This window comes from Kitasatospora sp. MAA4 (assembly GCF_029893355.1).
Classification (GTDB): domain Bacteria; phylum Actinomycetota; class Actinomycetes; order Streptomycetales; family Streptomycetaceae; genus Kitasatospora.
Genome location: NZ_JARZAI010000017.1, coordinates 138,324 through 151,852, shown reverse-complemented (window position 1 = coordinate 151,852; position 13,529 = coordinate 138,324). Strand labels below are relative to the sequence as shown.

10 protein-coding genes and 1 other RNA gene are annotated in these 13,529 nt (G+C 71.3%); 10 read left to right on the top strand and 1 reads right to left on the bottom strand.

Features of this window, described 5'->3' with window-relative positions; all coding sequences use genetic code 11:
• Positions 1-244: 244 nt before the first annotated feature.
• From P3T37_RS23265 to P3T37_RS23220, 10 genes are all read left to right on the top strand, one after another.
• Positions 245-727 carry a hypothetical protein gene (locus tag P3T37_RS23265; RefSeq protein WP_280725727.1) on the top strand — a complete coding sequence of 161 codons (483 nt, stop codon included), beginning with the start codon at positions 245-247 and terminating at the stop codon, positions 725-727.
• A 152-nt stretch (positions 728-879) separates the two neighbouring features.
• Entirely contained in the window at positions 880-2,064 is a 1,185-nt protein-coding gene (locus P3T37_RS23260; protein WP_280725726.1) for a S41 family peptidase, read from the top strand.
• An 8-nt stretch (positions 2,065-2,072) separates the two neighbouring features.
• Entirely contained in the window at positions 2,073-2,549 is a 477-nt protein-coding gene (gene smpB, locus P3T37_RS23255; protein ID WP_280725725.1) for an SsrA-binding protein SmpB, read from the top strand.
• 62 nt (positions 2,550-2,611) lie between these two features.
• Positions 2,612-3,892, top strand: a complete 1,281-nt coding sequence (locus P3T37_RS23250) for an alpha/beta hydrolase-fold protein (protein WP_280725724.1) — start codon at positions 2,612-2,614, stop codon at positions 3,890-3,892.
• A gap of 136 nt (positions 3,893-4,028) precedes the next feature.
• Positions 4,029-4,398: a transfer-messenger RNA gene (gene ssrA / locus P3T37_RS23245) on the top strand.
• Positions 4,399-4,674: 276 nt separating this feature from the next.
• Positions 4,675-6,987: a UvrD-helicase domain-containing protein gene (locus P3T37_RS23240; RefSeq protein WP_280725765.1), complete on the top strand. Its 2,313-nt coding sequence runs from the start codon at positions 4,675-4,677 to the stop codon at positions 6,985-6,987.
• Positions 6,988-7,381: 394 nt separating this feature from the next.
• Positions 7,382-8,857, top strand: a complete 1,476-nt coding sequence (locus P3T37_RS23235; RefSeq protein ID WP_280725723.1) for an NAD-dependent malic enzyme — start codon at positions 7,382-7,384, stop codon at positions 8,855-8,857.
• Between the two features lie 515 nt (positions 8,858-9,372).
• Positions 9,373-9,654, top strand: coding sequence for an HU family DNA-binding protein (locus P3T37_RS23230; protein ID WP_035793433.1), 282 nt, complete (start codon positions 9,373-9,375; stop codon positions 9,652-9,654).
• Between the two features lie 85 nt (positions 9,655-9,739).
• Entirely contained in the window at positions 9,740-10,414 is a 675-nt protein-coding gene (locus P3T37_RS23225; protein ID WP_280725722.1) for a response regulator transcription factor, read from the top strand.
• Positions 10,411-11,691, top strand: a complete 1,281-nt coding sequence (locus P3T37_RS23220) for a HAMP domain-containing sensor histidine kinase (RefSeq protein ID WP_280725721.1) — start codon at positions 10,411-10,413, stop codon at positions 11,689-11,691. Before P3T37_RS23225 ends, P3T37_RS23220 begins: the two co-directional genes overlap by 4 nt.
• Before the next feature lie 223 nt (positions 11,692-11,914).
• Here the strand turns inward: P3T37_RS23220 and murA are convergent, their stop codons facing one another.
• On the bottom strand, positions 11,915-13,261 hold the full coding sequence (gene murA, locus P3T37_RS23215) for a UDP-N-acetylglucosamine 1-carboxyvinyltransferase (protein WP_280725720.1): 1,347 nt from the start codon (positions 13,259-13,261) through the stop codon (positions 11,915-11,917).
• Between the last annotated feature and the right edge of the window lie 268 nt (positions 13,262-13,529).

Sequence of the window (13,529 nt, the reverse complement as noted above, 5' to 3'; positions counted from 1 at the left end):
TGCGATCACGTGATCGAGAATCCGGCCGAGTGATCCTGCTTGCATGCACGCCCTGACCTGCGGATTCACGCAGATTCGGCCAGAGCCTCAAAAGCAGTTGAACGGCTACGCGATGCTGACGTACGGTCACCGAGCGACGACGGGGGGAAGTCGACGCGATCCGGTGCGGAATATGCACACCCCGTCTGAGACCTGCGTTCAAGCGCAACGCATGCCTGCGATCGACATGAGAGGTTCTCTTCGCATGAAGAAGCTCACTAAGCGCATTGGCTCGGTCGCTGTAACCGCGGGTGCGGTGATGTCCATGCTCCTCACCGGCGCCACGTCTGCTTCTGCGGCTGACAGCAGTATCGCTCTGTCGTCCAGTACGCCGAACTACTCCTGCGGCACGCAGACGACGTGGTGGTCCAACTCGGTCCACCTCACCTTCCAGTGTGACGGAAACCTGGTGCTGTACCGCAACAGTGACGGTCACGCCATGTGGGCTTCCGGGACTTACCGGAGTCCCACCCCGAACACGCTCGACTTCTCGCATCTGGGCTGGATCGAGCTGGACTCCGCCACCTACGGCTGCAAGATCGGGTCCTGGCCCAACCAGGCGCCGGAGGGTCGGGCCGTCGTACAGGATGACGGCAACTTCGTCATCTACAACACCAGCGGCGTTGCCACCTGGTCGAGCGGGACCTACAACAACCAGCAGGGCAAGGTTGATGAGTGCTACAGCTGATGCAGTCGGACGTGATCGGGTGTCGTACTGATCGGCGGTGAGGGCTGACCGGTAGGACAGCGGTGACCGGAAGGTATTACGGCCGGTCACTCCTGGTGATGTTCGGGCGTTCTGCGAACACGGAGCGCACCGGGCGCCTACACTCCGGTGCCATGGCGGGAGCATCGCGGCGGGTGCGTCAGGGTGGGACGCTCACTCTGGTGTTCGGTGTGGTGCTGATGGGCGGGGCTGCGGCGGGGGCCTGGGGTGGCGGCGCGGGCGCGCTGCCGCGTCGGGCCGCGTCGGCGGATGTCGCGGCTGCGGGCGGGTACTCGTCGCAGCAGGCGGAGCGGCTGGTGGCCAGTGGCGAGGACCGGTGGGCCGCGTACTACAGCGCGGAGGACTACGCCCGGTTCGCTCAGGGCCTGGACGGTCGGTACCTCGGGGTCGGGCTCTCGGTCGACCGCGACGAGGACGGCGAGACCGTGGTCTCCGGGGTGCAGTCGGCCGGGCCGGCCGCCGGTGCGGGCATCGCGGTCGGCGACCGGCTGCTCTCGGTGGACGGCGCGTCGGTCGACCGGTTGCCGGTCACCGAGGTGGTGGCCCGGCTGCGCGGGCGCGCCGACGAGCTGTCAGCGGGGGCCCGTCCGGCCGGACCGGGCTCGTCGGTGCTGCTCGCGCTGCGCTCGCCGCGGGGTGGCGCGCGGGCGGTGACGCTTCGTCGCACGGTGCTCGACACCCAGGACGTCACCGTCGACCGCCCGGCCTCCGGGGTGCTGCGGATCGCCGTGGCGGCCTTCACCAGCGGGGTGGGCGCCGAGATCCGCGCGGCCGTGCAGCGTGCGCCCGCCGCGGCGAAGCGCACCGGCATCGTGCTCGACCTGCGCGGCAATTCCGGTGGCCTGGTCGAGGAGGCCGTCGCCGCCGCCTCGGTCTTCCTGGACGGCGGGCCGGTGGCCTCGTACCAGTCCGGCGGCGAGCGCCGCGACCTGACCGCCGGGCCGGGCGGCGACACCGGCACCCCGCTGGTGGTGCTGGTGGACGGCGGCACCATGAGCGCCGCCGAACTGCTCGCCGGTGCCCTGCAGGACCGCTGCCGGGCCGTGCTGGTGGGCTCCCGTACGTTCGGCAAGGGCACCGTGCAGCAGCCCAGCCGGCTGGCCGACGGATCGGTGCTGGAACTGACCGTCGGCCGCTACTACACCCCGGCCGGCCGCTCCCCGGACGGCGTGGGCCTGGCACCCGATGTACCGGCCGCGGATCCGGCCGACGCGGGCCCGTTGGCCCTGCGCGTGCTGGCCGGCCTCGGCGGCGCCCGAAAACCTGCTGCCGACCACCCCTCTGAGATGCGAGAATAAGCGGCGCTATGGCAAAGGAAACGGGACAGAAGCTGATCGCGCAGAACAAGAAGGCGCGCCACGAGTACACCATCCTGGACACCTACGAGTGCGGGATGGTCCTCACCGGTACCGAGGTGAAGTCGCTGCGCGAGGGCCGGGCCAACCTGGTCGACGGCTACGCGTACACCCAGGGCCACGAGGTCTGGATCGACAACGTCTTCATCCCCGAGTACACCCAGGGGACGTGGACCAACCACTCGGCGCGGCGCAAGCGCAAGCTGCTGCTGCACCGGATGGAGATCAACAAGCTCGAGGTGAAGACCAAGGAGGGCGGTCACACGCTCATCCCGCTGTCGATGTACTTCAAGGACGGCCGGGTCAAGCTGGAGCTGGCGCTCGCCATCGGCAAGAAGCTCTACGACAAGCGGCAGACCCTGCGCGAGAAGCAGGACACCCGCGAGACCGCCCGCGCGGTGGCGAACGCCCGGAAGCGCCAGCGCTGACCTGAGCTGAGCCGAGCGGTCGGACGGCGGGAGTACCGCGCCGCGGTCAGTACGCTTTTGGAATGAACGTTTCGTTGCTGGACGGCTGGTTCCCGTGGGGTGTCCAGCTCGCGGCCGGGGCCGTCCTGCTGCCGGCGCTCGGCTGGCGCGACCGGCGCTGGCGGTTGCGCCGGGTGCCGGTCGCGCTGGCGGTCGCGGTGGTGCTCACGCTGCTCGCCGACCTGCTGGTGGTGCGGGTGGCAGGGGTCACCGACCCGCTGCCCGTCGCCCTCTGGCTCTGGGTCGGCGCCGCGCTGGCGGCACTGGCCGTCCTGGTGGTCGGCTGGCGCGGTGCGCGCTGGTGGCGCCGGGCGCTGGCGCCGCTCGCCGCGCTGCTCGCGGTGGTCGCCGCGGCCAACGCGCTCAACGCCTCCACCGGGTACTTCCCGACCGTGGACGACGCGATCGGCGAGCTCAGCGGCAGCCCGCTGCCGCAGCAGGTGACGCTCGCCCAGCTCGGCTCGCTCACCGGCAGGACCACCACCGGACGCATCGTCGAGGTGGACATCCCCGACACCGCCAGCGGCTTCGCCCACCGGCAGGAGCTGGTCTACCTGCCGCCCGCCTGGTTCCGCAGCAAGGCGCGGCCGAAGCTCCCGGTGCTGGAGATGATCGGCGGCGAGTACTCCGCGCCGGACAACTGGGTGCGGGCCGGGCTCGCGGTGCAGACCGCCGACGCCTACGCCGCGCAGCACGGCGGCTTCGCCCCGGTGCTGGTCTTCGCCGACGCGACCGGTGGTTTCCAGGCGGACACCGAATGCGTCGACGGCCCCGGCGGAATGGCCGAGGACCATTTGGTGAAGGACATTCCGTCGTATGTCGAGAAGACCTTCGGGACAACCGCCGACCCGCACAAGTGGGGGGTGGCCGGCTGGTCGATGGGCGGTACCTGCGCGGTCGACCTCACGGTCGAGCACCCGAATGTCTTCGCGCATTTCGAGGACATCTCCGGTGACCTCGGGCCCAATACCGGGGACAAGCAGCAGACCATCGACCAGTTGTACGGCGGAGATGCGGCGGCCTGGGCGGCACACGACCCGATGACGGTCCTGGAGCACCACGCCAGGTACCGCAACGTCTCCGGCTGGTTCGACAGCGGGGATCAGGAGCAGCGGCAGACCGCCGCGGCGAAGCAGCTGGACCAGGCCGCCCTCAAGGACGGCATCAGCAGCCGGCAGACGGTCGAACCGGGCCGCCATGCCTGGCAGTTCGCCTCCGGCGCGTTCGCCCGGGCACTACCCTGGCTGGCCCAGCAGCTGGGGACCCCGGGACCGCACGTCAACCCGGCGCCCGCCAAGGCGTAATGCGCTGGACCGCTCAGTCGCCGAGCGCGTACCATGGGCGCAGCACCACCGACCGGGAGTCCCCGAGCGGCAGGCGCCGGCGGGAGACCACCGGTGACCGAGGTGCTGGCTACACAGTTGTTTGTCAAAAAAACATGGGGATGATCGGTTTCGACAGGGGAAGTCGAAACAGGAGAAGCGAGCCGAGGAAGCGGTAATGATCTCGTTAACCACCTACCGCAAAAAAATAATCGCCAACACTAAGCGCGATACCTTCGCGCTCGCTGCCTAAGCAGCGAGTAGCGTGGTGTCAGACCGGGGAGTTCCCGACCCGGATCCTGGCATAATCTAGGGAACTCAACCGTCCACCCGGGCTGCGAGGGTGGATGGGAAATCAAACAGCAGCTGGGCCTGTTGGCGGCTTGTCCGTGTGACTGCCAGGGCCGAGAAAAGCACAGCGGACTGCGCTCGGAGAAGTCCTGAATCTACTCCACTGGACCCGGGTTCGATTCCCGGCATCTCCACCACCCCATGTACACGCAGGCCGCCCTCCGTTCGCGGAGAGGCGGCCTTCGTGTTTTCCCGGCAGGCCCGTGCTGCTCCGTATCAGCCCTTCGGCGGGCGCGGGCGAGTGTGACATGCACCTCCGGCGCGCGAGGAAACGGGACGGGCGTACGCCGGAGGACGTAGGATCTTCCGTCCGCCGTTTTCCGACGGCGGAACGCTTCCACCTCTCCACCGCGGGACGTACGACAGGGGGCTCCTTGGGCGCGCACGGCACAGCCCAGCAGCACGCAGCCGCAATCACCGAGGCCGGCACGCCGCCGGCAGCTACCAACGACACCAACGCGGACACTCTGCGTGAGCGGGAGATCGCCGGGGAGCAACACCACCTCGACACCGTCTACCAACGGCTGGAGGAGAAGCTCGCCGAGGCCGAGTACGTCCTGGAGGACGCCGCCAAGCGCGTCCAGGTCGGCACGCCCGGCGCGCTCGCCGAGCGGGACGCGCAGGTCTACCGGGCCGGCACGCACCTGAACCGGCTGAACAGCGAGTTCGAGGACTTCCTGTTCGGTCGGATCGACCTCCAGCAGGCCGACGCTCCCGAGGAGCACGGCATCCCGTCCTTCACCCCGCTCGACCCGGCCGACCCGGCCGTCGCGCAGAGCCTGCACATCGGCCGGCTCGGCGTGCTGGACGCGGAGTACGGGCCGCTGGTGATCGACTGGCGGGCCCCCGCGGCGGCGCCGTTCTACCGCTCCACCCCGCTGGAGCCCGGGCGCGTGCTGCGCCGCCGGGTGATCCGCTCCAAGGGCCGCAAGGTGCTCGGCGTCGAGGACGACCTGCTCCGCCCGGACCTCACGCCGACGCTGAACGGCGAGGAGCTCGCGGTGGTCGGCGACGGCGCCCTGATGGCCTCGCTCGGCCGGGCCCGCAGCCACACCATGCGCGACATCGTCTCCTCCATCCAGAAGGAGCAGGACGAGGTCATCCGGGCCCCCGCCGCGGGCGCCACGCTGGTCACCGGCGGCCCGGGCACCGGCAAGACCGCCGTCGCCCTGCACCGCGCCGCGTTCCTGCTCTACCAGGACCGGCGCCGCTACGCCGGCGGCATCCTGGTGGTCAGTCCGACCGCGCTGCTGGTCTCGTACACCGAGGGCGTGCTGCCCTCGCTCGGCGAGGAGGGCCAGGTCGCCATCCGCGCGGTCGGCAGCCTGGTCGACGGCATCGAGGCGGGGCGCTACGACACGCCGGAGGCGGCACGGGTCAAGGGCTCGGACCGGATGGTCCAGCTGCTGCGCCGCGCGGCCCGGGAGGCGCTGGAGATCGGCGCGCCGACCGAGCTGAAGGTGGTCGCCCGCGGCGAGGTGCTGCGGCTGGACGCCGCACGGCTGCGGGCGGTCCGCGGCAACGTGATCGGCACCACCGGCACGCCGCTGAACCTGCTGCGCCCGCGCGCCCGCCGCCTGCTGCTCGACGCGCTCTGGTCGGAGGTCGTCCGGCACCTGCCCAGGCCCACCGACCACTACGGCCGCGAGCAGCGCCAGGAGGAGAAGGAGTCCTTCGACGACTACGTCAGCGACGAGGCGTCCTTCCTGGACTTCCTGGACGCCTGGTGGCCCTCGCTGACCCCGCGCAGGGTGCTCGCGACGCTTCGCCAGTCCCGGCACACCAACCGGATCGCCCGACGCGGCGTCAGCCCCGAGGAGGCCAAGCTGCTGGCGGCCTCCTGGCGCCACCTGACGGACCGTGGCGAGGGCGCGCTGTCGGCGCACGACGTCGCGCTGATCGACGAGCTGCAGCTGGTGCTCGGCGAGCCGGCCCGGCCCAGGAACCGCGAGGTGGACGCCGTCGACCTGCTGACCGGGCTGGACGAGGTGACCACCTTCGCCGACCGCAACTCCCGCCAGCGCGACCGCGTGCCGGTGGAGCGGGTCGAGTACGCGCACATCATCGTGGACGAGGCGCAGGACCTCACCCCGATGCAGTGGCGGATGATCGGTCGGCGGGCCCGGATGGCCACCTGGACGATCGTCGGTGACCCGGCGCAGAGTTCCTGGCCGTTCCCGCAGGAGGCGCAGTCGGCGCTGGACGAGGTGCTCTCGGGCAAGCCGCGCCGCCGGTTCACGCTGACCGTCAACTACCGCAACCCGGCCGAGATCGCCGAGGTCGCGGCCAAGGTGCTGGCGCTGGCGGCGCCCGGTACGCCCTCGCCGCGCGCGGTGCGCTCGACGGGTACCGAGCCGCGTTTCGCCGCGGTCACCTCGCCGGCTCCGGAGGCCTTCGCCGCCGCGGCCCGCGCCGAACTGACCCGGCTGCTGGCCGAGGTGGACGGCACGGTGGCGATCGTGGTGCCGATGGACCGCCGGGCGGAGGCCGCCGGGTGGATCGAGGGGCTGGGCGAGCGCGCGGTGGCGCTGGGCAGCCTGGAGGCCAAGGGCCTGGAGTACGACGCGACGGTGGTCGCCGACCCGACCGGCATCGCCGGCGAGTCCGAGGCCGGCCTGCGCGTCCTGTACGTCGCGCTGACGCGTGCGACGCAGCGGCTGACCGTGCTCTCGGGCCCGGACGACCTGCCCGACGCGGACGGCGTGCCGGCACTGCTGCTCGGCTGAGCGAGCCCGGGCTGAGCGCCCGTCAACGACTGAGGCCCCCACCGGTGGTGGGGGCCTCAGTCGTACGTTGGTGACACCGACCCGCCATGCTCGCCTCGCGGCAAGTGGTCGCTCGAAGCGACTAAGGTTGGGCCCGGGGGCTTGGATCGAGCCGGTGTCCCGTCCAATGTAACCCATCGGTCCCGCACGGCAATCCCGCGCGGCAGATTCTTCGGGTGAACCACCAGTCGGCAGGAACCTGTGTTGTCGGTTCCCTGCAACCGGTGAAAGTTATTTCTGGCTACTGCCTGGTAGGTGCGACGATCGAGGCCTACGATGCGCAAGGCGCTGCGTCAACAGTTTGTTGAAGGCGGCCCGGCCTGCACATACCTCAGTGGACGGAAGAAGGACGTCGATGGCGACCGTGCCCAGTGTCTCCAACTCGATCACGGTGCGGCTGGAGGTCCCGGCCACCGGCAACGCCGTCAGTTCGATCACCACCGCCGTGGAGTCCTCCGGCGGTTCGGTGACCGGCCTGGATGTCACCGCCTCGGGCCTGGAGGCCCTGCGGATCGACGTCACCGTGGCGGCCGCTTCGGTCGCGCACGGGGAGGAGATCGTCGAGAAGCTGCGCGCGATCGACGGCGTGGTGATCGGCAAGGTCTCCGACCGTACCTTCCTGATGCACCTCGGTGGCAAGATCGAGATGTCCTCGAAGCTGCCGATCCGCAACCGTGACGACCTGTCGATGATCTACACCCCCGGTGTCGCGCGGGTCTGCATGGCGATCGCCGAGAACCCCGAGGACGCCCGGCGCCTGACCATCAAGCGCAACAGCGTCGCGGTCGTCACCGACGGCTCGGCCGTGCTGGGCCTGGGCAACATCGGCCCGATGGCCGCGCTCCCGGTGATGGAGGGCAAGGCGGCGCTGTTCAAGCGCTTCGCCAACATCGACGCCTGGCCGATCTGCCTGGACACCCAGGACAGCGACGAGATCGTCGCCATCGTCAAAGCGATCGCCCCCGGCTTCGCGGGCATCAACCTGGAGGACATCTCCGCGCCGCGCTGCTTCGAGATCGAGGCCCGGCTGCGCGAGGCGCTGGACATCCCGGTCTTCCACGACGACCAGCACGGCACCGCGATCGTGGTGCTGGCCGCGCTCACCAACGCGCTGAAGGTGGTCGGCAAGGACATCGCCGACGTCCGCGTGGTGATGTCCGGCGCCGGCGCCGCCGGCACCGCCATCCTCAAGCTGCTGCTGGACGCCGGCGTCGAGCACGCCACCGTCGCGGACGTGCACGGTGTGGTCCACAGCGGCCGTGAGGACCTCAACGAGTCGCTGCGCTGGATCGCCGAGCACACCAACCGCTCGGGCCGCACCGGCAGCCTCAAGGAGGCCGTCCGCGACGCCGACGTCTTCATCGGCGTGTCGGCCCCGAACGTCCTGGACGGCGACGACATCGCGTCGATGGCCGACAACGCGATCGTCTTCGCGCTGGCCAACCCGGACCCGGAGGTCGACCCCGCGGTGGCCCGGCAGACCGCCGCCGTGGTGGCCACCGGCCGCAGCGACTTCCCGAACCAGATCAACAACGTGCTGGTCTTCCCCGGCGTCTTCCGCGGCCTGCTGGACGCGCAGAGCCGGACGGTCAACAGCGAGATGATGATCGCCGCCGCCCGCGCGCTGGCCGCCACCGTGCTGGACGACCAGCTGAACCCGAACTACATCATCCCCAGCGTCTTCCACCCGGACGTGGCCAAGACCGTCGCCGCGGCCGTCCGTGAGGCCGCTCTGGCGGCCGGCGGTTCGGGCGACCGGGCCCCCGACCGCCCGACCCCGGGCATCGTCGGCACGCTCGACACGGCCGCCTTCCCGGTCGTCAGGCTCTAGGCAGACCTCGGCGTCACCCGCCGTCAGGGGCGGTATTCGGTCGATCGCTTGGCCGAATACCGCCCCTACCCCTGCCGACCTGGTGCGAACCCTTGCGACACAAGGGGAAGGGGTGTGTTTGGGCTTGTCACCGTCAGGGCGTACGGTAGCCCTGCACGGGGCAGGCGTGTCCGACAAGTACGGAACGTCCCCCCAACCACTCGGCGAGTCGTTCCCGGTCGCCACCCTGCCGGTCCGCCGGCGCCGATGGAGCGTCACGGCTGCCTCGGGAGGGTGCTGTTCGGGGCGAACGGCCGAGGGCCGATTGGCTTTCTCAGGGCCGATAAGGGCAGGATTCGTACCCAGGCGGGCATGTGGCAGGACTGACACAGTGCGAGGCTCGGGACACGAGCCCGGCTCCTACCGCCAGCCGCCTGAATGAGCACAGTGTGCGGACCAGCGGCCCGGCCGGGTGCCTCCGGCGGGACGACCGATGGGGCCCCGCACACCGCAACGAACAGACCACAGGAGTACACATGAACCGCAGTGAGCTGGTGGCCGCTCTGTCCGAGCGCGCCGAGGTGACCCGCAAGGACGCCGACGCCGTGCTGGCGGCCTTTGCCGAGGTCGTCGGCGAGGTCGTTGCGAAGGGCGACGAGAAGGTCACCATCCCCGGTTTCCTGACCTTCGAGCGCACCCACCGCGCCGCGCGTACCGCGCGCAACCCGCAGACCGGTGAGCCGATCCAGATCGCAGCCGGCTTCAGCGCCAAGGTGAGCGCCGGTTCGAAGCTCAAGGAAGCTGCCAAGGGCAACTGATCGCAGCTGATCACCGCGGAGCGGGGGCGGTCCTTTCGGGGACCGCCCCCGCTCCGTCGTTTCCGCTGCCGTAGGGTCGTGGACCATGCGTGTACTGGTCCTGGAGGATGATCCCGAGCTGGGCCCGGTGATAGCCGAGGGGCTGCGGCAGGCCGGTTTCGCCGTCGACCTGGCCGCCGACCTCGCCGAGGCCGACCTCAAGCTCGACGTCAACGGGTACGACTGCCTGGTCGCCGACCGCGCGCTGCCGGACGGCGACGCACTCACCCTGGTCGCGGCCCGCCGCCGGGCCGGCTGGACCCGCCCGGTGCTGGTGCTCACCGCGCTGGACGCGGTGGCCGACCGGGTCGCCGGCTTCGAGCACGGCGCCGACGACTACCTGGTCAAGCCGTTCGCCGCGGCCGAGCTGGCCGCCCGGGTGCGCAACCTGTGCCGCCGCCCGGAGCCCGCCAGACTGCCGCAGCTGCGCATCGGCGACCTGGAACTCGACCTGCCGCGCCGCCGGGTCACCCGGGGCGGGGTGCTCTTCTCGCTGACCGCCAAGGAGTTCGCGGTCCTCGAAGTGCTGATGCTGCAGGCCGGCGAGGTGGTCACCCGCAGCCGGCTGATCGAGAGCTGCTGGGACGAGCGCTGCGAGCCGATGTCCAACGTGGTCGACGTGCTGATCCGTCAGCTGCGCCGCCGGCTCGGCAGCCCGGACCTGATCGAGACCGTCCGGGGGGTCGGCTACCGGCTGACCGACCCCGCGCAGCGCCCGTGACCGGCACGCCCGCCACCGCCCGGCTGCGGCGGCTGCGCTGGACGCTCACGCTGCTCTTCGCCGCCACCACGGCCGGCTGCCTGCTGGTGCTCGCCACCCTCGCCGCGCAGATCGACGCCCACTCGCGCGCCCGCGAACTGGACAACGACGCCGGCCGACGGGCCGGCGGGCTGGCCCGCACGCTCTGGTACGACAACGACACGCTCAACGTCGAGCCGCTCGCCGACGACGAGCTGGCGGTCGGGGCCGACGTGCTCGGCGCGGTGCAGGCCGACCCGTCCGGCGGGCCGCTGCTGATCCGCTGGTCCCGGCCGGGGCCCGACCGGATGCCCGCACCGGCCCTGCTCGGCCGGATCTGGACGCAGCTCCAGGAAACCCAGGAGAGCCTGCTGGTGACCGGCCCCAGCAGCACCGGACGGGAGATCCGCTGGGCCGTCGCGCCGGTCTGGGAGGGGGACACCCTCGGCGCCGCGGTGATCGTCGGCGACGACCCCGCGCAGAGCCGCGCCGACCACGGCCGGCTGGTCCGCTGGGTGGCGCTGGGCTGCTCGGCGCTGGTGCTGGCCGCGGCGGCGATGGGCCATCTGCTGTCCGGCCGGGCGATGCGGCCGGCGCTGCTGGCGCTGGAGCAGCAGGAGCAGTTCCTCGCGGAGGCCGCGCACGAGCTGCGGACCCCGCTGGCCACCCTGCGCCTGGCGGTCGAGCGCGGCGCCGCCAGGCCCGAGCGGGCGCCGCAGGCCCTGGAGGAGGCGCTGCGGCTGACCGACCGGCTGGGCCGCCTGGTCACCGGTCTGCTGGCGCGGGCCCGGATCGAGGCGGGCACCCAGCATCTGGAGCTGACGCCGCTTCGGCTGGACCAGCTGGTCGAGCAGGCGGTGGCGGAGCTGCCGGGGCACTCCACGGTGAGCGTCCTGGAGCCGGCCGCTCCCGTGGTGGTGCGCGGCGATCCGGAGCTGCTGGCCCAGGCGGTGCGCAACCTGGTGGAGAACGCGCTGCGGCACGGCGGCGGCACACCGGTCACCGTGAGCACCGGTCCCGGCCTGGTGACCGTGCGGGACACCGGTCCCGGGGTGCCGGCGGAGCGCCGCGAGGAGATCTTCCGACGGGGTGTCACCGGTGGGCCCGCGGAGGGCGCGGCCGGCGTGGGAACGGGCACCGGGCTGGCCATCGTCCGCTGGGTGGCGGGTCTGCACGGCGGCACCGCACGGGTGCTGGAGGCGCCGGGCGGCGGCCTGCAGGCCGAACTCCGGATCCCGCCGTACCCACCGCAGGAGTGACGCCGGTCACCGCCGCCGGGCGCCTCATCCTCATCTCATGGAATGCGGGCCAAGCTGGCTGAGCCGTAAGGGAACTGAGTACCGGTCGGCTGATCGCACCTCCATCGCGCCGCCCGTCTTCACCCTGTCGGCGGCCCGGCCGGTGGATCAGCGGGTCACACCTTGGCGGGGGTGCCCGCAGCGGGGCCGCCCTGGCGGGGGCGGCCCCGTACTCATGCCTGTCTCAGACCCCGACGGCCACGAGCTCCTCGGTCGGCAGGTCGACATGGGCGCCGAGCGCGCGCAGCTTCTCCATGAAGTTCTCGTAGCCGCGGTTGATCAGCGAGATGCCGTGCACCGTGGAGGTGCCCTCGGCAGCCAGCGCCGCGATCAGGTACGAGAAGCCGCCGCGCAGGTCGGGGATCACCAGCTCGCCGCCGAGCAGCTTGGACGGGCCGGAGACCACCGCGGAGTGCAGGAAGTTGCGCTGCCCGAAGCGGCAGGGCGAGCCGCCCAGGCACTCGCGGAAGAGCTGGATGTGAGCGCCCATCTGGTTGAGCGCGGAGGTGAAGCCGAGCCGCGACTCGTACACCGTCTCGTGCACGATGGAGAGCCCGTTGGCCTGGGTCAGCGCGACGACCAGCGGCTGCTGCCAGTCGGTCTGGAAGCCGGGGTGCACGTCGGTCTCCAGGGCGATGGCGCTCAGCTCGCCGCCCGGGTGCCAGAAGCGGATGCCCTCGTCGTCCACCGCGAAGGCCCCCCCGACCTTCCGGAAGGTGTTGAGGAAGGTCATCATCTCCAGCTGGCGGGCCCCGCGGACGTAGATGTCGCCCTTGGTGGCCAGCGCGGCGCAGGCCCAGGAGGCGGCCTCGAGGCGGTCCGGCAGCGCGCGGTGGTTGTAGCCGCCGAGTTCGTCCACGCCGGTGATCAGGATGGTCCGGTCGGTGCCCATCGAGATGATCGCGCCCATCTTCTGCAGGACGCAGATCAGGTCGACGATCTCGGGCTCGATGGCGGCGTTGCGCAGCTCGGTGTCGCCCTCGGCCAGCACGGCGGTGAGCAGCACCTGCTCGGTGGCGCCGACCGACGGGTAGGGCAGCTCGATCCGGGTGCCGCGCAGGCGCTGGGCCGCCACCAGGTAGGTGCCCTGCGGGTGCTTCTCGATGGTCGCGCCGAACTGGCGCAGCACCTCGAAGTGGAAGTCGACCGGCCGGCCGCCGATGTCGCAGCCGCCCAGGCCCGGGATGAAGGCGTGGCCGAGCCGGTGCAGCAGCGGGCCGCAGAACAGGATCGGGATCCGCGAGGAGCCCGCGTGCGCGTCGATGTCAGCGACGTTGGCGCTCTCCACGTGCGAGGGGTCGAGAATCAGCTCGCCCTCCTCCTCGCCGCTGCGCACGGTCACGCCGTGCAGCTGGAGCAGGCCGCGCACCACCTTGACGTCGCGGATGTCCGGGACGTTGCGCAGTCTGCTGGGGCCCGTACCGAGCAGGGCGGCGACCATGGCCTTGGGGACCAGGTTCTTCGCACCGCGGACGCGGATCTCGCCTTCGAGGGGATTTCCGCCGTGGACCAGCAGGACGTCGTCGGTCATCGTTCTCGCAATCGGGGGTTCGCAGCCGAAGTGGCAGGAGGGAGGGGCGCGTGGCGCGGGCCGCACGGGCGCCACCTTCGGTAGATGGTAGTAGGAGGTTCTTTGGTTCCCGTGAGATCGCGTCGTGATCATGCTCTCTCCGGGTGGAAGCTCGGCCTTATGTCCGCCGAACGGGTGAGTATGCGGCTGTGCGAGGTTTGGTCGCGAGTGGCGGGGGTCACGCCGCGGGGCGCAGGGTGTCGGACGAGCTTTCGTGTTGGGTACCCGC